General features: G+C 35.3%; 17 protein-coding genes, 1 tRNA gene and 1 pseudogene. 13 read left to right on the top strand and 6 right to left on the bottom strand.

Annotation, left to right across the window (positions count from 1 at the left end; genetic code table 11):
• The first annotated feature begins 54 nt into the window (after nt 1-54).
• Nucleotides 55-1,086 carry an undecaprenyldiphospho-muramoylpentapeptide beta-N-acetylglucosaminyltransferase gene (murG, locus tag ABWU32_RS05030; protein WP_015589119.1) on the top strand — a complete coding sequence of 344 codons (1,032 nt, stop codon included), beginning with the start codon at nt 55-57 and terminating at the stop codon, nt 1,084-1,086.
• On the opposite strand, the gene gshB is transcribed toward murG, so the two are convergent.
• Nucleotides 1,071-2,000, bottom strand: coding sequence for a glutathione synthase (gene gshB / locus ABWU32_RS05025; RefSeq protein ID WP_015589118.1), 930 nt, complete (start codon nt 1,998-2,000; stop codon nt 1,071-1,073). The two genes, murG and gshB, sit on opposite strands and share 16 nt — an antisense overlap.
• Nucleotides 2,001-2,060: 60 nt before the next feature.
• Nucleotides 2,061-2,657, bottom strand: coding sequence for a BON domain-containing protein (locus ABWU32_RS05020; RefSeq protein ID WP_006279461.1), 597 nt, complete (start codon nt 2,655-2,657; stop codon nt 2,061-2,063).
• 140 nt (nt 2,658-2,797) lie between these two features.
• Here ABWU32_RS05020 and ABWU32_RS05015 point away from each other — a divergent pair.
• From ABWU32_RS05015 to ABWU32_RS04990, 6 genes are all read left to right on the top strand, one after another.
• Nucleotides 2,798-2,879, top strand: a tRNA-Leu gene (locus ABWU32_RS05015).
• Between the two features lie 158 nt (nt 2,880-3,037).
• Nucleotides 3,038-4,372 (top strand): trigger factor, encoded by a 1,335-nt coding sequence (gene tig / locus ABWU32_RS05010; protein WP_353278959.1) that lies wholly within the window; start codon nt 3,038-3,040, stop codon nt 4,370-4,372.
• 11 nt (nt 4,373-4,383) lie between these two features.
• Nucleotides 4,384-5,010: an ATP-dependent Clp endopeptidase proteolytic subunit ClpP gene (clpP, locus tag ABWU32_RS05005; RefSeq protein ID WP_006280254.1), complete on the top strand. Its 627-nt coding sequence runs from the start codon at nt 4,384-4,386 to the stop codon at nt 5,008-5,010.
• Nucleotides 5,010-6,287, top strand: a complete 1,278-nt coding sequence (gene clpX, locus ABWU32_RS05000) for an ATP-dependent Clp protease ATP-binding subunit ClpX (protein WP_006279985.1) — start codon at nt 5,010-5,012, stop codon at nt 6,285-6,287. The genes clpP and clpX overlap by 1 nt, the downstream gene beginning before the upstream one ends.
• A 15-nt stretch (nt 6,288-6,302) precedes the next feature.
• Nucleotides 6,303-8,756, top strand: a complete 2,454-nt coding sequence (lon, locus tag ABWU32_RS04995; RefSeq protein WP_141456951.1) for an endopeptidase La — start codon at nt 6,303-6,305, stop codon at nt 8,754-8,756.
• A 283-nt stretch (nt 8,757-9,039) separates the two neighbouring features.
• Complete coding sequence (locus tag ABWU32_RS04990) at nt 9,040-10,335, top strand: Na+/H+ antiporter NhaC family protein (protein WP_141456953.1); 1,296 nt, start codon at nt 9,040-9,042, stop codon at nt 10,333-10,335.
• Here the strand turns inward: ABWU32_RS04990 and ABWU32_RS04985 are convergent.
• The gene (locus ABWU32_RS04985; protein ID WP_236718462.1) at nt 10,291-10,497 is read right to left on the bottom strand and encodes a hypothetical protein; all 207 of its coding nucleotides are present in this window, start codon (nt 10,495-10,497) and stop codon (nt 10,291-10,293) included. The genes ABWU32_RS04990 and ABWU32_RS04985 overlap by 45 nt on opposite strands.
• Here ABWU32_RS04985 and ABWU32_RS04980 point away from each other — a divergent pair.
• The 3 genes from ABWU32_RS04980 (at nt 10,409) to recJ (ending at nt 14,645) form a co-directional block, all read left to right on the top strand.
• Nucleotides 10,409-11,620, top strand: a complete 1,212-nt coding sequence (locus tag ABWU32_RS04980; protein WP_265028061.1) for a cbb3-type cytochrome c oxidase subunit I — start codon at nt 10,409-10,411, stop codon at nt 11,618-11,620. The genes ABWU32_RS04985 and ABWU32_RS04980 overlap by 89 nt on opposite strands.
• 1,003 nt (nt 11,621-12,623) lie before the next feature.
• Nucleotides 12,624-12,845, top strand: a complete 222-nt coding sequence (locus ABWU32_RS04975; RefSeq protein WP_041573526.1) for a hypothetical protein — start codon at nt 12,624-12,626, stop codon at nt 12,843-12,845.
• Nucleotides 12,846-12,905: 60 nt separating this feature from the next.
• Complete coding sequence (gene recJ, locus ABWU32_RS04970; protein ID WP_353278432.1) at nt 12,906-14,645, top strand: single-stranded-DNA-specific exonuclease RecJ; 1,740 nt, start codon at nt 12,906-12,908, stop codon at nt 14,643-14,645.
• Between the two features lie 907 nt (nt 14,646-15,552).
• Here recJ and ABWU32_RS04965 read toward each other — a convergent pair.
• Nucleotides 15,553-16,359, bottom strand: coding sequence for a YgfZ/GcvT domain-containing protein (locus ABWU32_RS04965; protein ID WP_015589111.1), 807 nt, complete (start codon nt 16,357-16,359; stop codon nt 15,553-15,555).
• 186 nt (nt 16,360-16,545) lie between these two features.
• Between ABWU32_RS04965 and ABWU32_RS04960 the strand changes: the two genes are divergently transcribed.
• From ABWU32_RS04960 to ABWU32_RS04950, 3 genes are all read left to right on the top strand, one after another.
• A complete protein-coding gene (locus tag ABWU32_RS04960) occupies nt 16,546-16,827 on the top strand; it encodes a co-chaperone GroES (RefSeq protein ID WP_173862882.1) in 282 nt (93 codons plus the stop codon).
• Between the two features lie 100 nt (nt 16,828-16,927).
• The gene (gene groL, locus ABWU32_RS04955) at nt 16,928-18,577 is read left to right on the top strand and encodes a chaperonin GroEL (RefSeq protein ID WP_141456977.1); all 1,650 of its coding nucleotides are present in this window, start codon (nt 16,928-16,930) and stop codon (nt 18,575-18,577) included.
• A gap of 673 nt (nt 18,578-19,250) precedes the next feature.
• Nucleotides 19,251-19,754, top strand: a complete 504-nt coding sequence (locus tag ABWU32_RS04950) for a protein-disulfide reductase DsbD domain-containing protein (protein ID WP_015589109.1) — start codon at nt 19,251-19,253, stop codon at nt 19,752-19,754.
• Between the two features lie 156 nt (nt 19,755-19,910).
• On the opposite strand, the pseudogene ABWU32_RS04945 reads toward ABWU32_RS04950, so the two are convergent.
• A pseudogene (locus ABWU32_RS04945) lies at nt 19,911-20,226 on the bottom strand (transposase).
• A gap of 359 nt (nt 20,227-20,585) precedes the next feature.
• The gene (locus ABWU32_RS04940; RefSeq protein WP_007552972.1) at nt 20,586-20,855 is read right to left on the bottom strand and encodes an IS110 family transposase; all 270 of its coding nucleotides are present in this window, start codon (nt 20,853-20,855) and stop codon (nt 20,586-20,588) included.
• Between the last annotated feature and the right edge of the window lie 79 nt (nt 20,856-20,934).

Below are 20,934 nucleotides of genomic sequence, written 5' to 3'. Positions count from 1 at the left end.
TCTACGTGCAAATTGTTAAATAACAGTTAACAATCTAGGATTTATTATTTACAGATGGATATTATTTTAGCAACAGGTGGCACAGGTGGGCATATCTTTCCGGCCATAGCTTTAGCAAAAGCACTAAAGACACAAGGATACAATTGCATATTATTCACTGATAAAAAAACAAATAAAAATACCGACATAGAAAGCTACACCTTACCATTACGTAGACCAAGCAGCAACAAATTTAAGTTTTTCCTTTTCTTGATATACAGCTCTATGTTAGCACTGTATCAAGTAAGAAAATTAAAACCAAAATCGGTCATTGGTTTTGGTAGCTATGCTTCTTTTCCAACTCTTCTTGCAGCAAGAGTTCTTTCTATACCTATAATTTTACATGAACAAAACACAGTTTTAGGGAGAGTAAATAGATTCTTTTTCAAGAGTGCAAAATTAATTGCAACCAGCTTTCCGGAGACTAAATATGCAGAGGGCAATAAATGTATTTTTACAGGAAATTTTGTTGATATAAAAGCACAGAGCCATTCTAGCACTGAGAAAATCCTAAATATATTGGTCATAGCAGGCAGCCAAGGTGCAAATTTTTTTGATGATGTAGTAAGCAGCGTAATTTGTGATTTACCTATTAAAATGAAAAAGAAAATTAGAGTGACGCAGCAATGTACGAAGAAAAATGTAAACAAGGTCAAAAGTCTATACAAAAGTGAAAAGATCGATTGTGAATTGAGTGAATTTTTTGATGATATGGAGAATAGACTGGCCAATGCTCACTTGGTAATTAGCAGAGCAGGAGCAACTTCAATAGCAGAGATCACTCTTGCTAGGCGTTCTGCTATATATATTCCTTACCCTTACTCAAAAGATAATCACCAATTTTATAACGCAAAATATATTGAAGACTCGAGAGCAGCTATAATAGTTGAGCAGAATAGTGAAGCAAAAAAAAATCTAACAGAGGTACTATTTGATCTATTAAATAATTCTCAAAAATTGCGTGATATGACCAATAGTACAGAAAAAACAGGGATAAAGAATGGGACTACTGAGTTTGTTAAGGTGATTGTTCACAGGTTTAGTTGATGGCTGCTTGCTTTTTCTTCAAACACGTCCCAAAGATCCTTTTCTAGCGATATATTATACAATTTATTGATATAAACTACTCCCGTGGGTGAAGTTGTGTTAATTTCGAGCAGGAAGTCATCTATAATATCAATACCAACAAATATTAGCCCTCTTTTCTTTAATTCAGGACCAATTTTGTTACATATTTCATTGTTTCTATCGTTCATTTGAGCGGGCTCAAAACTTGCTCCAAGTCGCATGTTTGTTCTGATCTCTCCACTGATTTTTGGAATTCGTTTCATTACACCAATTGGTTGGCCATAAAGTAGCAATATTCTTTTATCTTTATCTATGTTTTTACAAAATGATTGTGCAATCACAGGGCATTCGTATTTTGCTATCATGAGATCCACTACTACTTGAATACTATTCTCATCTTGTATTCTTATCACATCGTTTCCTCCATAACTATACAATGGCTTCAGAATAATATCTTGATAGTTGTAGTAGAAATCTCTAATCATTGATATATTTTCAGTAATCAAAGTTGGCGGAATTAGCTCTGGAAATAATGAAGTTATCAATTTTTCAGGACAATTTCTTATTTCTGTTGGATTGTTAATTACCAATGCGCTGGTTTTTTCTAAGATATATGTTGTTGTAATATAACGCATATCAAAGGGTGGATCCTGTCTGATAAATATGATGTCCATTTCATTCAAGTTGATTGCTACATCCTCTTTAGAGATAAAACTAAAATCATCAACGCTGACTTTCTGAGCCAGAGCAATTGGATGGTTTAGCTTTAGTGCTAAATTGTTAGGAGCATAGACAAAAACTTCGTGCTTCCTCCTTTGTGCTTCCTTTATTAGCACGAATGTAGTGTCAGTTTCAAAATTTATATTTTCATCCATCTGAAAGGCAATTTTCATTTATGTTCTCTACCTATTGTCACAACTGTACAAATGTTATAATTTGAAAGCGATTTTTGCCTAATGGCGTAACTTACTGTACCTGTATCGTACATAACTTACAACTTGTTTTACTCCCTTTACTTTTCTTGCAATTGCTATTACAGCTTTTAATTCCGCTTTATTTTGGGCTATACCCATCAAATAAACAACTCTATCAACCGTATTAACGCTATAATTAATTGACTTAATATTTCTTTTTCCCAGGAGTCTTGTTCTTATTTCCGCTGTTATCATGCCATCTACAGTGGTGTCTAGCATGGAAGCCATTTGAATTGGTATTACTCTTATTTCATTTATCACTTCTTTAATTTCTTTTTGCTGCCAAGCTATTTTTTCTGCTGTAAGTTGTTTTTCAGGAGTGTCAACACTTCCAATGAGCAATACTCTTCCTTCACTTACTTTAACCTTTATGGATGAAAATAGCCCATGTTTTAAGAGCCCCTTATTAATTCTGATGACCATAGTCGTATCATCAATGATATTTCCCAAGGATTTGTCCTGCATTGTTATTGCTGTTGCTGTCGCTGTAGCCACCACACCACCTATTATAAGGGTTGTGCAACCACTTTGTGTAATCAAAAAAATTGCGAGTAAGAAGCTTGTTATTAATCTCATTATTGATTTTCATGGTTTAGAGCTTTCATTAAGAAATGTTAATAAGCTTTTTTGATTGTGTAAATACCATAAATTAAGTAAGACTTTAAACCTTGAATATTTTTAATGGAATACCTATAATAGGGTACTGAAAATTTCTTGCGGATATGGCGGAATTGGTAGACGTGCCAGGTTTAGGTCCTGGTGAGCTTGCTCGTGGGGGTTCAAGTCCCTCTATCCGCACTTTAAAGTCATGTAACTTAGGTTTTAAGGGAAAATTTATAATCACTAAATACACTTTTGTTTGTGTAAAAACCTGTTCTTAAGGATTGTGTTTAACTTAAATTCTGGTAAAATGACTCTATTAAGATATGAATTAAAATGTTAATAAATGAATTATGATGTCTAATAATATACCTCAAAATACAGTCGAAGTAAATAGCGTATATACCTACAAAGAGCTTAGTATAGATAAACTAAAGTATGAGTATGAAATCACAGTTGGTAGTGATTATATAAAACAAAAGGTAAATTCCAGGTTGCAAGAGATAGCAGAAAATGCAAAATCACCTGGATTTAGGGCTGGAAAGATGCCCTATGACCTTGTTGTTGCAAATTATAAAAACGAGGCTTTGGAATATGTGATAAATAATACAATTGATTATTGCTCAAGTGATTTGATGAAAAAAATTGAAGTCAAGTCTCACATTTATCCTAAGGTTGATGTTATATCATTACCAGATCTGGGCAAAGAAAATGAGGAGGGCAATTTTGTATACAAGCTATCTTTTGAGTCGATGCCTGAAGTACCGATGATAGATCTTGACAAAATAAACTTAAAGAAAATTGAAGCAAAGATTGAAGAGGAAGATATAAAAGAATTTATTGATTCTATCAAAACAAAGTTCCCCAATTTTGCCTCTGTTGATGATGCTTCTTATCAAGCGAAAGATGGGGATAAATTGATAATTGATTTTGAAGGGCGGATTAGGAATAAGCTCTTTCAAGGTGGAAGTAGCAAAGATTTTGCCGTTAATTTAGGGTCTGGCACATTTATTAATGGTTTTGAAGATCAATTAACTGGTATGAAAAAGGGAGAAACAAAGAACTTTAAGTTGAAATTTCCTGAAAATTACCAAGCCATTTCCCTTGCAGGACAGGAAGCTGATTTTTCTGTGCGAGTTAATGAGATTCAAATTGCCAAAGATTTTGAAAATGATGATGAAATAGCTAAGAGTATTGGGTTTAAAGATTATTCTTTGCTAATAAATCATGCAAAAAAAATGATTGGTGATCAGTGCACCGAAATGAGAAATCTCTTAATTAAAAAGGAGCTGTTTGATTATTTGGATGCTAATTATAGTTTTGATTTACCCACAGACATAGTAAAACAGGAGCAACAAAGAATGGAAGGAGAATTGGGTGCTCAAAATGATTCTCGTAAAGAAGCTGAAAAACGTGTAAAGCTTGCTATGTTATTTATGAAATTTAGTGCAGAACATAAAATATCATTAACTCAAAATGATGTTTTGAGTGTTATTGTAAATCAATATGTCAGTAAAGATGTGCAATTTGACAGAGTAATTAAGCATTTTGAATCAAATAAACAATTTCAAGAATTAGTTAGAGGGCAAGCGCTTGAGTATAAAGTGACAGATTATATAATAGAAAAAGTTAGTAAAGAAGAGCAGATTGTTTCTGTGAAAGAATTAAAGGAATTATTTGATAATATTTAATAGGAAAAGGTATGACTCTTATACCAATTGTAGTTGAACAAACTAGTCGCGGTGAGCGCGCTTATGACATATATTCAAGACTAGTGAAAGAAAGAATAATTTTTGTAACAGGTCCTATTGAAGACAATATGGCCAGTGTAATAGTAGCACAGCTTTTATTTTTAGAATCGGAAAATCCCGATAAAGACATTTGTATGTACATCAACTCACCAGGTGGTGTTGTAACTGCTGGTTTGTCGATCTACGATACAATGCAGTATATAAACCCAGACGTTTCAACTTTATGTATAGGTCAAGCTGCGTCTATGGGTTCTTTATTGCTTGCAGCTGGTACAAAAGGTAAGCGCTACTCTCTACCTCATTCAAGAATTATGATACATCAGCCATCTGGTGGTTATCATGGTCAAGCAACTGATATAGAAATACATGCTAATGAAATTTTGCGAGTTAAGAAAAAACTAAATCAAATTTATGAAAAACATACTGGAAATTCACTGAAGAAAATTGAAGGAATGATGGAAAGAGATAAATTCATGGATCCTGAAGAAGCAAGGAAAATTGGCTTAATTGACAGGGTGATAGCTGAGCGTACAGATATTGAAATTGAAAATATTAAAGTTAAACAAAAGGTGGGTTAATGGATAACAATAATGATTTACACTACTGTTCTTTTTGCAACAAGGCGCAAGATGAAGTAGATAAATTGATTACTAACTCTTCGGATGGTTTAAAGGTGTTTATTTGTAATGAGTGCATAGAATTATCCCATAAAGCAATAAGTCAAAAGAAAGATAGATCTTTTAATTCAGATCGTATATCTGATATGAAGCTATTACTAAAGAAACCTGAGGATATAAAAAACTTTCTCAGCAAGCATGTTGTAGGTCAAGAACACGCGCAACACGTTTTATCTGTAGCTATGTATAACCATTGTCAATCCATGGTACAATTTCATGCTATAAGTGATATTGAAATCGAGAAGTCAAATATAATGCTTATTGGTCCCACTGGTTCTGGTAAGACTTTGCTAGCCAAAACACTTGCTAAAGTTTCAGATGTGCCATTTGCTATGGCTGATGCGACAACTTTAACTGAGGCAGGTTATGTGGGTGATGATGTAGAAAGCGTGTTGTCGCGTTTATTACAAGCTGCAAATTATGACGTTGTAAAAGCACAGCGTGGTATAGTGTTTATAGATGAAATAGACAAGATTACAAGAAAATCTGAAAGCACTTCAATAACCCGTGACGTTTCAGGTGAAGGGGTCCAGCAAGCTCTGCTTAAGATTATGGAGGGTACAGTTGCTTATGTTCCGCCACAAGGAGGGCGAAAACACCCGCAACAAGAGTTTATACAAGTGGATACTAGTAACATACTGTTTATTTGTGGAGGAGCTTTTGAAGGCCTCGATAAAATTATTGAAGCGAGAAAAAAGGGAACGTCAGTTGGCTTTGGAGCAGATATAAGTCAGTCTAAAGAGCAAAAGAAAAAGAATGCTTTACATGATGTTCAACCTGAAGATTTAATCAAATTCGGTTTAATACCCGAATTTGTAGGGCGGGTTCCAATAACTGCTGTTTTAGATGAGCTGGATCATGAAGATTTAATACATGTGTTGACAGAGCCAAGGAATGCACTAATAAAACAGTACAAAGCATTGCTTGCGTTTAGCAAAGTAAACCTTGAGTTTTCAGATGAAGCAATATCAGCTATTGCTAAAAAGGCTATAAGCTACAAAACAGGTGCAAGAATGTTACGTGCTATCTTGGAGTCACTTTTGCTTGACATTATGTATACATCTGGAAACGGAGGCTTTGAAGGTAGCACTATAGTAATCACTAAGAAAATGGTAGAATTAGGAAAAGCAACGGTTAATCATAATAACAATGGCAATGTTATAACGGTTAATGATTAATTTGAGGCATATATTATGAACATTGAACGTGCTGTAAGCTCTAGTTTTACTGCATTGCCAGTATTACCTTTAAGAGATGTAGTAATTTTTCCAAATATAATGGTGCCTTTATTCATAGGCAGAGAAAAATCTGTTAATGCACTAGAGTATGCAATAAGTAGTAGTAATCACCAAAATGAGATTTTTCTTGTAGCACAGAAAGATGGCTCTGTTGATAATCCAGAGCCTGAAGATCTTTATGAAGTAGGTGTGTTAGCAAGCATTGTACAACCGTTAATAAAATTACCTGACAATGCAGTAAAAGTTATAATCCGGGGGATAAGAAGGGGAAGAGTTGTAGAATATATTAGCTCTCATACTTTATTACAAGCCAGGGTAGAGTTAGACAATCATTATAAAGAAGATGAAGACAATATTGATTTAGAAGCTTTAAGGCGGTCTGTTGTAGACGCGTTCGATAGCTGGTGTAAGCTAAACAAGAAAAATCAACCCGAGGTTGCCATTAACTCCATTGATCAAATCAAAGAAGTTGATCAACTTGTAGACACGGTAGCTTCACATTTAAATATAAAAGTATCAGATAAACAAAGTATACTTGAGGCTTATGACCCAGAAGAGCGTTTAAAAAAAGCTTTTGCTTTTATTGAGAGAGAAATGAGTATTTTGAACGCACAAAACCGTTTATATAAGACAATTAAATCGCAAGTTGAAAGCACTCAGAAAGTTTACTACCTTAACGAGCAATTGAAAGCTATACAGAAAGAATTAGGCGAATTTGAGAATGGTGATGAAGGGAATATACTCAATGAATTTGAAAAAAAGATAAATGAAACAAAGCTTTCTCAGGAAGCAAGAGAGAAAGCTATAACTGATTTGAAGAGATACAAGAAAATGAATCCCATTTCTCCTGAAGCTACAGTTATATCTAGTTACTTGCATTGGTTGCTTGAGTTGCCATGGGGAAAGTACAAAGATGCAAAAATTAACTTAAATGCAGCTAAGAAAATCTTAGATGAAAATCATTATGGCATAGAGAAAGTAAAAGATAGAATAATAGAATTTTTAGCGGTATTAAAAAGAGTAAAAGAGATAAAAGGTCCTATACTTTGCTTAGTTGGACCGCCAGGTGTTGGTAAAACTTCTTTAGCTAAGTCTATGGCAAGAGCAGTAGGAAGAGATTTTGTTCGCATAGCTCTTGGTGGTGTGCGTGATGAGTCTGAGATACGAGGGCATAGGAAAACTTATATTGGCTCAATGCCTGGTAAAATCATTCAACACATGAAAAAAGCTAATTCATGCAACCCGCTTTTTCTGCTTGATGAAATAGATAAGATGGGTTCTGATTCGCGTGGCGATCCTGCATCTGCATTACTTGAGGTTTTAGATACTGAGCACAATAAACACTTTACGGATCATTACTTGGAAGTTGAGTTTGATCTTTCAAGTGTAATGTTTGTAGCTACGGCAAACAGCTTAAATTTACCACATCCTTTGCGTGATAGGATGGAAATTATACAATTGTCCGGGTATACTGAAGATGAAAAAATCAGTATTGCTACACACCACCTTATTCCGAAGTTAAAGAAGGAGCATGGTTTGTATCAGAAGGAATGGGACATAACTAATGAGGCGTTATACGAGTTGATACGTTTATATACACGTGAAAGTGGTGTGCGGAGTATGGAAAGGGAGCTTGCAAAGCTCATGAGAAAGGCAGTTAAAGAAATATTGACTGATAAAAATAAGAAAATATCCGTAGGGGTTGACAATTTACAAGATTATTTAGGGGTACGTAAATATACCTTTGGCATTGCGGAAAATGAGAGTTTAGTAGGAATAGTAACTGGGCTCGCCTATACTGAAACAGGTGGTGATATTTTGATGATAGAATCAGTCCTAATTCCGGGCAAGGGAGAAATAAAATACACAGGAAAGCTTGGAGAGGTTATGCAAGAATCTATAAAAGCTGCGTATAGTTATATTCGATCAAATTGTTTGTTTTTTGGTATAAAGCCCGAAAAATTCCAAAATAATGATATACATTTACATGTACCTGAGGGTGCAGTACCAAAAGATGGCCCTTCTGCTGGCGGCGCGGTATGTACGTCTATTGTTTCTCTTATGACGAATATACCAGTTAACAAAAATGTTGCTATGACAGGCGAAGTGACATTGCGTGGTAGAGTTTTAGCTATTGGGGGCTTAAGAGAAAAATTGCTTGCAGCGCTCAGAGGATCAATCAAAACTGTGATTATACCAAGTGAAAATGAGAAAGATATGCAAGAGATTCCGGCAAGCATCAAAGAGGGGATCAACGTAGTTTTTGCTAAGAATATTGATGAAGTTATGAAAGTTGCTTTAATGCACCCTACTACTCCAATTGATGGTGATGATAATCAAAATAGTGTGCCTTCCTCTATAGAAAGTAAAGATGATACTTTTCCTATGTCGGAAACATTGAAGCATTAGATTAAAAAAATATTATCAATCTCCATTTCTCTTTTATCTGGCAAGAATCCACCAACTTGTGCATCCCATAAGGATATGACTTGCTTTGTTGTTATGTCATTCATATTTTTTACTTATTCTATCTCCCAGTTTAATTCAAGTAGATGATATATTATAATAGTCCTTTTCATGGAAACCTTTTCTGGTGGATTGCTTTCTAGAAAAACATTGGTCAAGGTGCCAACTGTGGTTTATAATAATATAAATTATATCATAGTTGATTTGCGTTTATCAGAGCTGAGGTATGTTTTATTTTACAAATTTTTTGCCTATTTTACTGTTCCTATTTCTTTTTGTAGGAAGCGGCATATATTTTACTGTTCTTGGCGTGTCAAATGCTTTTTATCAGTTATCTCCACTAGTAGCCATTGTTCCTGCCATAGCTCTGGGTTGGGTTTTATACAAGGGCAATACTGAAGAAAAAATGTATGCCTTTCTAGATGGGGTAAGAGATCGTAATATTATCACTATGTGCATCATTTTTTTACTTGCAGGTGCATTCAGTGAAGTAACTAAAGCAATCGGTAGTGCTGATGCCACAGTTAATTTGGCTCTTTCATTTATACCAACACAATTTTTACTCATAGGATTATTTTTTGTAGCAGCTTTCATCTCCACTGCTATTGGTACATCAATGGGCACCATTGCAACAATTGCTCCTATTGCAGTTGAACTGACACAAGCTGGGATTTCTCCTTCCTTAGGAGTTGCAACCGTTGTAGGAGGAGCAATGTTTGGCGACAATTTATCTATTATCTCTGATACTACAATTGCATCTGTGATGTCTCAAAAGGCTGATATAAAGAAAAAATTAAAACTGAATGCAAAAGTGGCACTAATTGCTTCTATATTCACAATAATTATATTATTTTATAGCTCAAGCAATAGTGCTGCTATTTCAGTTAAGGAGTATTCTTTATTGCTTGTGACTCCTTACATAATACTTATATTGCTTGCAAACTTTGGAATAAATGTATTTACGGCATTGGTTTTAAGCATAACTTTTGCTGGAATCATTGGATTTATAAATAACAACAATTATGGTTTATTGTTTTTAAGCCAAAACATCACTAAGGGGTTTATGAGTATGCATGAAATTATGCTACTGTCATTGATGGTTGGCGGGCTTTCAGGACTGGTAGGTAAAAATTCTAAGGAGCTTGCAGATAAACTTTCATCTTGGGTTATGATACAACGTGGTGGACAAAAAACTGCGCAATTATTTATTGCAAAAATAGTCAGCATATTTGATATTTTACTTGCAAATAACACCATCGCTATAATTTTTAGTGGTGAAATTGCTAGAGATATTGCTAAGAAATATGAAATACCGCCTCACTATAGTGCAGCATGGCTAGGCATATTTTCTTGTGTATTTCAAGGATTAATACCGTATGGCGCTCAATTGCTTTTGGCTAGCACTATTGCTGGAGTTTCACCTTTGGCAGTCGTGCCACACGTATACTATTGCTATGTTTTAGGTATTATTGCAGTGTTATATATTGTATTGAACAAAATTGAGAAAAAAGATTGTGCTTAATATACAAGACAACGCTCCGCTCTGTAGAAAATGGATGTTCTTGGCAGTATGTGCTCTTGCTTGCTCTGGGTTACTGTCAATAATTGTTATTTTTCTACGATTGCCTTTTATCTCCTCTCTTGTTCCTTCTGCACAATATATTTTTGATAATGCGCTGGTAATACACGTGAACTTGTCAATTTTAGTGTGGATGTGCTCTATAATATCTCTGCTCTTTATCATAAACCTACAAAATACCAATAGTTGGTTTAACTTTTCATGGGTTCTATCAACCCTTTCGATGCTGCTCATGTTTATATCCGCATTCGTTCCAAACACTGAAGTTATCAAAAGTAATTATATTCCCGTGTTACAAAACAAATTATTTTTGTTTGGACTCAGTTTATTTATTGCCAGTATATTAGTAAATACAATGCTAGCATACACATCAAAAAAAGAGGTTTCATTTCTCTCTGTTGGGCAAATTGGGCTAGTTATTATACTTGTATCGTCATTTCTTTGCTTTGTTTTAGCATATAATAATATGCCTCCAGGTCTATATCACTCAGATAATAATTTATTTTACGAATATCTCTTTTGGGGAGGCGGACATTTATTGCAGTTTGCTTTTACTCAAGGAATGTTTTTAGTCTATTTAATGATCAGTGATGTTAGTTTAGCTTCAAGCAATAAAATTACTATTTTACCACTATTTATAAACACGATTTTAGCTGTAGGCGCACCGTTTGTATATTTTGTTTATCCAGTTGATAGTGCCAAGTTAATACAGTTTTTTACTTGGCATATGAGGATTGCTGGAGCAGTTTTGCCGTGCTTTTTGATAATATTAGTGTGCTGCAACATCAGAACTTTTATTAATGATAAAAGCAACTATTTATTACATTCATTTTTGTTGTTCACTTATGGAGATGTGCTCGGAGTGTTGACTATTGAAGGAAATGTCACCATTCCCGCTCATTATCACGGTTCTGTAGTTGGGATCACTATAGCTTTTATGAATTTCATTTATTGGCTGTTACCCAAATTAAACTTTAAAGAGATAAAAGGTTCCATGGTAAGATTACAGATTTATGCCTACAGTATAGGGCATTTTCTCCATATCACTGGTCTTGTGTGGCTTGGTGGATATGGTGCTTTAAGGAAGGTTGCAGATCTGCCAAGTATTTCATCAATGTTAGCACGCACGTGCTTCATTATAGGTGGCGCTATATCAGTTGTTGGTGGAATGTTGTTCGTAATAATTGTGCTTTTACATCTGTTAAAAGGCAAAGCGCGTACCAACTGACCCATAGAAACAAAAAAAACTTCCTTGACAAACTCCGCCAGCCCCCTTATCATGAAACTGAAGCTATTTATTTATCTTCTCTGTACAGATTAAATGACAAAAAAACTCACGTATCTGGCGTCCCATGTTTAATTTTTTGCACTATGTGCACCTTATGTCTTTATAAAATTTCTAGGTTTTTACCTAATATAAGCTGAAATGCGCTTATAAAGCATTTAAAACATCAAAAAACGCCGATTTAAAAAATGGATAGTGAATAACTAGCTACCCTAGGGTTTCTTTTGCCTTTTTTTCTGTTTAGTAAATTTCTTAATGTTTATAATTTAGATTAGTTGCGGCTTAAAAGCAACTAAATCGCGGTTATTAAGCGTTTAGAATAAAAAAACGCCATACTTGAAAGTATAATGTAAGTAATTAGCCAACCACGGGGCTTCTTTTGCCTTTTTTTTCATTTGGTAAATTTTTTAATATTTATACGGAAGGTAGCGCGTGACGCTGGAACCCCAAAAAAAGGATGATGTCATCCCAGTGCTCCTTTTTTTGTCATCCGAGTAGCTGACACTGTCCTCCTTTGTCATCCCAGTGCCCAAACATTGGGATCCAGCATTTCACGCAATCCCATCAAGAACGTTGTATTTTACATAACACTTTTATGCTTACCAACTTAATAAAATTCCTGGATCCCAGTGGGCTTTGTTGCATCGCTACTTATGAAAGGCTAACTATAATTAGGATTATAAGCAACTTATTGAAAATCTTGTTTTTTTTGCAATCAATCTGATCAAATTTAAGAATAGTAACTTGTTATTTATATTAATAAATTTAATTCTATTGAAAATAGCTAAAGCATTGAAATTCTTGAATTTTAGCCGGATTAGTGAGTGGTAGTGAAATTTCTTTTACTCAAATTTAGGTATTCACTGACCGTTCTTGTTATAAATACCAGAATAATAAGCTACTGATATTCTCCACCTTTTTTATCTTTAATCCATCATAGCTAGCGATGCAACAAAGCCATCATAGTCAAGGCACTGGAATGACAAAAAAAGGAGGCACTGGAACGACAAAGTGGAGTGTCTGCTTCTGTCATCCTATGATAGCTAAAAAGACCTGGTCACGCGCTGGAATGACACCGAAGGGGCTACTGCCCTCTTGGATGGAGACCAGTGTCAGCTACTTAGATGATACCTTTTTTCTACTTAGTTTAGGTTATGCAGAAGTCTAATACAATTATAGAACAAGCTTAAAAATTCTGGTAAAGTAGTTTTATTTACAAAGAAAGAATATGCTACTTGAAATTGAAAAGCGCAGCATAACAAATGCATTGTGGAAGTTGCAAGAAGCAGATCAAAGGCAAATCTTAACTCTTACACAGAGATTTGAGTTACCAGAAATATTAGCAAGAATATTGGTTACTCGTGGTGTTAACATAGAAAATGCAAGCGACTTCTTATATCCACTAATCAGATCGCTATTACCAGATCCCTTTCACCTTCTTGATATGGATAAAGCTGTTTCTCGTATAATACGGGCAATAAAAAATGATGAAAACCTTGCAATATTTGGTGACTATGATGTTGATGGTGCAACGTCGTCAGCATTGATTAACAGGTACCTGAGAGCGATCGATATACACTCTATAATCTACATTCCAGATCGTGTTGATGAGGGTTATGGATTAAACACAGATGCTTTATTACAACTTAAAAAGAATGGAATTGATTTATGTATTTCCGTTGATTGTGGTACGCTTGCATATCAACCAATAGAAGATGCAAAGGCTTTTGGTCTTGATATTATAGTTGTTGACCATCACCTTGGTACGGAAAAATTACCAAGCGCCGTAGCAGTTGTGAATCCAAACCGCCTTGATGAGAGCTCTCCTTATAATAACCTAGCAGCAGTTGGAGTGTCATTTCTGCTAATTGTTGCTCTTAATAAAAGCCTACGTGAGCAAGGATTTTTTACCAACAAAAAAGAACCAGATTTATTTGATCTGTTGGATTTGGTTGCCCTGGGAACTGTCTGTGATGTTATGCAGATCACAGGCCTCAATAGAGCACTTGTCTCACAAGGATTAAAAGTTATGTCAACAAGAAAAAACGTTGGCTTGCGTGTTTTATTTGATGCTTTGGGAATCCTTGAAAAACCAAGTGTTTCGCGGTTGGGGTTTAGCATTGGACCGTGCATAAATGCTGGAGGAAGAATTGGAGAAGCATCGCTTGGTGCAAGGTTGCTTTCCACCGATGATGATGAAGAGGCACATTCAATCGCGCTAAAATTAATAGATTTGAATAATGCAAGAAAAGTGTTAGAAAATGAGGCTCTCTTGGAAGCTACAGCACAAGCGGAAAAGTCTGCCCAATCAGGTGCGAATTTTATAATGATAAGTGGCAATTGGCACCAGGGAATAATTGGTATAATTGCATCAAGTCTAAAGGAGCAGTTTCACTTGCCAACAGTAGTGATATCTTTAAATAATGGAATAGGAAAAGCAAGCTGTAGATCAATTTTGGGAGTTGATATCGGTGCTGCAGTCCTTTCCGCAAAGTTTATAAATTTGATTATTGAAGGTGGTGGCCATAGTATGGCGGCAGGATTTTCAATTAAAGAAGACAAAATAAATGATTTGCATGATTTTTTTACTGAAAGATTTTCAAACTCTATAAATGAGAAAACTTTAAAAGCTGATAGTATAGTAACTGCTAAAGCAATAAATTTGTCTTTATGGAATCAATTGCAACGCTTGGGACCATTTGGAGTTGGAAATCCTGAACCAAGGTTTATTATCCAAGGAGCAAAGATAAGAAAGCCTGAAGTTATAGGAGTTGACCATATAAAATGTTTTATTGCTGATGATAATGTTATGGTAAGAGCTATTGCATTTCGTTCTGCAAATACTCATCTTGGCTCTGCTATCATGCAGGGTAATGTTAAAGCTATTTTGGGTAAAATCTCTATGAATTACTGGAATGGCAATGAATTTGTACAATTTTTAATAGAAGATGTATTGACCATTAGTTGAGTGTATCTGTTCAGCAGAGTGGCAAAATAGGTAGACAAGATAAACCAAAAAATCGAGAAAAAGTGAGTTTACAACAACTGGTGTCATGAAATTATCTGACACTGATTTCCATCCAAGAGGGTGTCATCCCAGTGCTCCTATAATGTCATCCCAGTGCGTGACACTGGGATGACACCCTACTTAACCGTCATACCGCGATTCATTCGCGGTATCTCTTAGCCGCTAACAAGTAGCGGGATGACGAGCTTATCGTCATGCCACTGCGAACCGTCATACCGCGATTCATTCGCGGTATCTCTAGATCCCGCTAACAAGCAGTGGTATGACGAGCTTATCGTCACGCCGCCACGAACCGTCATACCGCCGCGGCGCTAACAAGAGATCCCGCTAACAAGCAGCGGGATGACGGCTGTCGCTTAGCCATAAACGTTAAAAAATTTACCAAACGAAAAAAAAGGCAAAAGAAGCCCCGTGGTTATTATCCGCTTTAAAATATTGGCGTTTTTTATGTTTTAAACGCTTGACAAGCGAGATTCAGCCGCTTTTAATTGCAACTAACTTACGCTGCAAATGTTTAAGAAATTTACCAAGCAGAAAAAAAGACAAAGAATCCCCGAGTTAGCTAGTCTTTTACTATCTCTGTCGAGTATTGGCATTTTTTGATGTCTTGTAACGCTTTATAAGCGCGTTCAGCTTATTTAGATAAAAATCTAGATGTAGATGAAGTTTTGTAAAGACATACAGTATCTATATACTGCAAAAAATTGAACATAAGACGCCGATACATTAAGTAATCCTTACCTTTTAATCTGCAGATTGGCGAAAGCAAATACAATAGCTTCACTATCATGATAAGGGCGCTGGCGAAGGGTGTCAAGTAAGTTTTTTCGTTTCTATATGCGCTACCTTAAGACTTCAACGTCTTAACGCACCTAACTCCATCTGCATATAAATTTGCATGGCTCTTTCCAGTATTAAGCAATGCAAATCCAATGTTGTCTACACTAGAGCGCAGTTCCCCTATTTCCTCATTGTTTTCATTTGTCACTTTAGTGCCAATATCTGGAAGTGCGTTATCCCCCTCAACAAGGTAAAGTTTTCTTCTGAATATTTCTTGTCTGCTCATTCGATTTACAACTTCCTGACCTATATAACACCCCTTATTAAAGCTTATACCGTTTACCTTATCGATTAAAAATTGCAGCGGAAACGATGAATTCTGCACCATATCTTTCGCTCCATCTGGAACGAGATTTTGAATTCTAACTTTTTCATACTGAGTAAAATCCCCAACCGGCTCTTTTATTTCATCTTTATGTATGATCCTCATTCCTAGCAGCTTGTGCCTTGGATCTTGAAAAATAACTTGTGACTTACCACTACACTCCGCCAACTTAGTATTAAACAAAACTCCAACCTTATATAGTGCGCTAACGTCTTTAATCTTCACTCTCAAGTAAGTTTTAAGCAAATCCAGTTTCTCGATTATTTGCTGCAAGTGCATGTTTTCGCACTCTAAGAGGGTGTATTTACCATATTCAATAAGAAAAAAATCATATAGATATTTTCCCTGAGGGCTAAGCAATAAAGAGTAAATGGCTTTTTGGCTATCCAACTTATTAATATCATTGGTTATAATACCCTGCAGAAAATCTCTAGTGTCAGGCCCATATAGCACTATCACACCACGACTTAAAAATGGTATATAACTCATGAAATCTCTATAAATAAATCTAAATTTTATTATATAACATTAGGCTCTTTTAGAAACTGCTTTTGGCGTGCATATTTTATAATGGCGTGCATATTTTACAAGCTCCAGCCCTTGAAATCTAACTTACGAGTATATATATATAAACTTATAAGTTAATTTGTTGATGAGGAAAAACAAATGTCAAGTATAAGTTTAAATGTATTAGATGATAGCGTGCTGATCAAGCCTATTAGCGAAGAAAAGCAAGGTGGAATTGTGCTTCCATCAAGTGCTGAAAAGAAACCTACTAAAGGTGAAGTTATAGCAATTGGTGAAGGTTCACGCAATTCAAGTGGCGAACGCGTAACTTTAACTGTGAAAGCTGGTGATAAAGTGTTCTATCGTCAATGGGCTGGTACAGAAATAGAACATAATGATGAAAAGCTTATCGTGATGAAAGAGTCCGATATACTTGCTGTCATTAAATAGCAGTCTTTATTTTACTAAACTTAAACAAAGCGCAACATGACGCATTGTGAATGATTTTATTATAGTTTTCTAAATTTTTTATTAACAAGAGGTGATAAAAATGACTAATGTAGTAGTATCAGGTGAGCAGTTGCAAGAAGCCTTTCGTGAAGTCGCAGCAATAGTAGACTCAACGGTGGCAATAACTGCGGGACCTAGAGGAAAAACAGTAGGGATTAATAAGCCCTATGGAGCACCAGAAATTACAAAAGATGGTTATAAGGTGATGAAGGGTATCAAGCCTGAAAAACCATTAAACGCTGTAATAGCAAGCATCTTTGCACAAAGTTGTTCTCAATGTAACGATAAAGTTGGTGATGGTACAACAACGTGCTCAATACTAACTAGCAACATGATAATGGAAGCTTCAAAATCAATTGCTGCTGGAAACGATCGTGTTGGTATTAAAAACGGAATACAGAAGGCAAAAGATGTAATATTAAAGGAAATTACGTCAATGTCTCGTACAATTTCTCTAGAGAAAATAGACGAAGTGGCACAAGTTGCAATAATATCTGCAAATGGTGATAAGGATATAGGTAACAGTATTGCTGATTCCGTGAAAAAAGTTGGAAAAGAGGGTGTAATAACTGTTGAAGAGAGTAAAGGTTCAAAAGAGTTAGAAGTTGAGCTGACTACTGGCATGCAATTTGATCGCGGTTATCTCTCTCCGTATTTTATTACAAATAATGAAAAAATGATCGTGGAGCTTGATAATCCTTATCTATTAATTACAGAGAAAAAATTAAATATTATTCAACCTTTACTTCCTATTCTTGAAGCTATTGTTAAATCTGGTAAACCTTTGGTTATTATTGCAGAGGATATCGAAGGTGAAGCATTAAGCACTTTAGTTATCAATAAATTGCGTGGTGGTTTAAAAGTTGCTGCAGTAAAAGCTCCAGGTTTTGGTGACAGAAGAAAGGAGATGCTCGAAGACATAGCAACTTTAACTGGTGCTAAGTACGTCATAAAAGATGAACTTGGAATCAAGATGGAAGATCTCACGCTTGATGATCTTGGTACGGCTAAAAATGTTAAAATTACTAAAGATAATACCACAGTTGTCAGCGAAAATAGCGATTCTGACAGTGTGAAAGCTAGAATCGAGCAGATTAAATCTCAAATTGAAACTTCAACTTCTGATTATGATAAAGAAAAGCTAAGAGAACGTTTAGCGAAATTATCAGGTGGCGTTGCTGTGCTCAAAGTTGGTGGAGCAACTGAAGTGGAAGTTAAAGAACGTAGAGATAGAGTCGAAGATGCGCTGCATGCAACAAGAGCTGCAATTGAAGAAGGTATAGTTCCAGGTGGTGGGGTTGCGCTTCTTTATGCTTCATCTGTTCTCGACAAATTAAAAGGTGCAAGTGACGAGGAACAAATAGGCATAAACATTATCAAGAAAGTTCTCAGTGCTCCAATTAGAAGGTTAGTCAAAAATGCTGGTCTTGAATCTGCTGTTATAATTGACTATTTGATTAAGCAGAATGATAAAGAGCTTATATACAACGTTGAGGCTATGAATTACGCTAATGCATTTACAGCTGGTGTGATTGATCCAGCAAAAGTGGTGCGTATTGCTTTTGAAACAGCGGTATCTGTTGCGAGTGTGCTGATAACTACTGAATCTATGATAGTTGATGTACCAAGCAAAGAAAATGCTTCATCTCCTATGGGTGCAGGAGAAATGAGTGGCATGGGTGGATTCTAAGTAGAATGAAACCGTGGAGCAATTGCTCCACGGTAGTTCCAAAAAATCTCACATTTTACTATTCGTTAAAGGTAATACGTTTGGTGCAGAAATGCACTACTGTTTGCATCCGTTTCATGCCTTTATATTGTGGTTGTCTAATAACAAAAAGGCAGCATAAAAGAACTATAATCCCTAGTATATTTATACTATAGCTAACACGTCATACCGCGATTCATTCCACAACTGTACGAACATTACAATATGGCACATAGTAAACGATGTCATGAAAGTAGCTGACACTGGAATTCAGGAAAAAGGATGATGTCATTCCAGTGCTTGACACTGGAATCCAGCATTTCCATAATCATCAAGACATTGTATTTTAACAAAAAACAGCTATTTTTATGCTTGCCAACTTAATAAAATTCCTGGATCCCAGTGTCAAGCACTGGGATGACACCCTCCTTATGGGCCAAAATCACAATGTTCGTACAGTTGTGGATTCATTCGCGGTATCTCGGCATAGATTCCGCTAACAAGTAGCGGAATGACGAATTTGTCGTTTTTCAGATTGTTGTAAGTCAGTTTAGCTATAGGATAATGCTATATTAATAAATAATCTATATAATGCTATTAAATGTAATAATTAAAATCTAAATCACTTTCTCTATAAAAGGAGAAATTTACCTTAATGAAAATATATATATATTTAATATTATTTTTATTTTTTTCTTGCGCTCAACTATATGCTGACGAGGAAATTGCAAAATTTGATTTACTTATTGGCGAGATAAATGAAGCAAGCTTCACTCTTAAAGGTGCAATAAAGGTTACAGTAGAACCAGGCTGGCACATATATTATAAAGATCCTGGAGATTTTGGCCTTCCCACGTCTATTAGTTACAAAGGTAATGCATCAGATATAAATATTCACTGGCCTATTCCAAAGGAACATAAAGATAAAGTAGGGAGAGAGACGTTTGTAAGTAACGTATATGAGGATATGGTATTATTTCCCTTTAAGATGAATATATTTTTAAATCAAGGGTATATTGACCTTAACTTCCATATAAATTATGCGATATGTAAAGATAGGTGCATCCCTAAAAATGTTGAGATAAAAATCAGGCAACCATTAAAGGATTTTATAGATTCTGATATCAATAAACTTATAAATGAGTGGTATGAAAAATAGAGTTCTCATGGGGTAGGTGTCATTCCAGCGCGTGACACTGGAATCTCATTTACTTTTTTGTTCACTATGTGAGGAACTTGGGCCTACAAGTATATAAACATAATGGTTTCACATAAAAAATTTAGATCCCAGATACTGTCTCTGCTGTCAAACAAATTATCCAACAAAATTACAATTAAATGGTTGATTCTTTTTAAGAATACCAAAAAAGACATGCATTAATTTTCGCATTAACGCAAGAACTATGACTTTTGGACATTTGCCTTTACTTGCTAGACGCTGACAAAACTTTTGAAAATGATTATTATGGTTTTTGACTACTATAGCTGGCATATAAAGAGCTTTTCGAATACGCTCAGATCCTATTTTGCATATGCAACTTCTCTTACTTACTGACGATCCCGATTGATAATGTCCTGGCAGCAAAAGCTGTAAATTGTTTAGCATTGTCAAAGTTATCAACTGATGGCATTTCTGCGACAACAGCAACAGCAGTAAGATATCCTATACCTTTTATAGTCTTAAGGTTTTCCACCATATTTTTTAGATGTGGATAGTTATTTATATGCTCATTAATTTCTTTTTCGAGAACAATAATTTACTCCTCTATTGCCAAAATTACTTTAGATATAGCTTCTTTGCAACTGGAATGCATATTTTTGTTTTCCAAGCGATTTGTCTGTTGCACCTTATCATCTTTTAGCGATTGCATGCAACGCCCTCAAATGCCTCATTTCAGGTGCAATGGGCTTCCAAAGAGCAGGTTTGTTGGCGATACAAAATCTAGCTATCATAGCTGCATCTGATTTATCTGTCTTATTTCTGAGCAGCTCACTTTTGCCAAAAGCTTTCTGGGTTTACTATACTGACATTATGTCCTAAATCATGCATAAAAGTAGCCAAATCTTCTCCATACCAACTAGTTGCTTCAAGACATAAATGAGTAAGATTTGCTCCATGGCCATTGCACCAAACTACAAGTTTTGCAAAACCATCTTGATTATTTTGAAAGACTTTGTGTCGTTTTTTACTGTCCACTAACAAACAAACATCAAATTTCTTTTTTGAAATATCCACACCCAAAATAGCATTTACTTGCATAAAATTGCCTCCAAGACTATAAATAAACTGAGAGTTTAGACTAACCTTGTAATACGGGATATAATTCCAAAAGATACTG

It is taken from the genome of Wolbachia endosymbiont (group A) of Udea olivalis (assembly GCF_964028365.1).
Classification (GTDB): domain Bacteria; phylum Pseudomonadota; class Alphaproteobacteria; order Rickettsiales; family Anaplasmataceae; genus Wolbachia; species Wolbachia pipientis.
This window is presented reverse-complemented; position numbering and strand designations above follow the sequence as displayed.

Excerpts from the sequence above, each read along its gene's own strand:
- murG (WP_015589119.1), top strand. The coding sequence starts at position 55 with ATGGATATTATTTTAGCAACAGGTGGCACAGGTGGGCATATCTTTCCG.
- gshB (WP_015589118.1), bottom strand. The coding sequence starts at position 2,000 with ATGAAAATTGCCTTTCAGATGGATGAAAATATAAATTTTGAAACTGAC.
- ABWU32_RS05020 (WP_006279461.1), bottom strand. The coding sequence starts at position 2,657 with ATGAGATTAATAACAAGCTTCTTACTCGCAATTTTTTTGATTACACAA.
- tig (WP_353278959.1), top strand. The coding sequence starts at position 3,038 with ATGTCTAATAATATACCTCAAAATACAGTCGAAGTAAATAGCGTATAT.
- clpP (WP_006280254.1), top strand. The coding sequence starts at position 4,384 with ATGACTCTTATACCAATTGTAGTTGAACAAACTAGTCGCGGTGAGCGC.
- clpX (WP_006279985.1), top strand. The coding sequence starts at position 5,010 with ATGGATAACAATAATGATTTACACTACTGTTCTTTTTGCAACAAGGCG.
- lon (WP_141456951.1), top strand. The coding sequence starts at position 6,303 with ATGAACATTGAACGTGCTGTAAGCTCTAGTTTTACTGCATTGCCAGTA.
- ABWU32_RS04990 (WP_141456953.1), top strand. The coding sequence starts at position 9,040 with ATGTTTTATTTTACAAATTTTTTGCCTATTTTACTGTTCCTATTTCTT.
- ABWU32_RS04975 (WP_041573526.1), top strand. The coding sequence starts at position 12,624 with ATGCAACAAAGCCATCATAGTCAAGGCACTGGAATGACAAAAAAAGGA.
- recJ (WP_353278432.1), top strand. The coding sequence starts at position 12,906 with ATGCTACTTGAAATTGAAAAGCGCAGCATAACAAATGCATTGTGGAAG.
- ABWU32_RS04965 (WP_015589111.1), bottom strand. The coding sequence starts at position 16,359 with ATGAGTTATATACCATTTTTAAGTCGTGGTGTGATAGTGCTATATGGG.
- groL (WP_141456977.1), top strand. The coding sequence starts at position 16,928 with ATGACTAATGTAGTAGTATCAGGTGAGCAGTTGCAAGAAGCCTTTCGT.
- ABWU32_RS04950 (WP_015589109.1), top strand. The coding sequence starts at position 19,251 with ATGAAAATATATATATATTTAATATTATTTTTATTTTTTTCTTGCGCT.
- ABWU32_RS04940 (WP_007552972.1), bottom strand. The coding sequence starts at position 20,855 with ATGCAAGTAAATGCTATTTTGGGTGTGGATATTTCAAAAAAGAAATTT.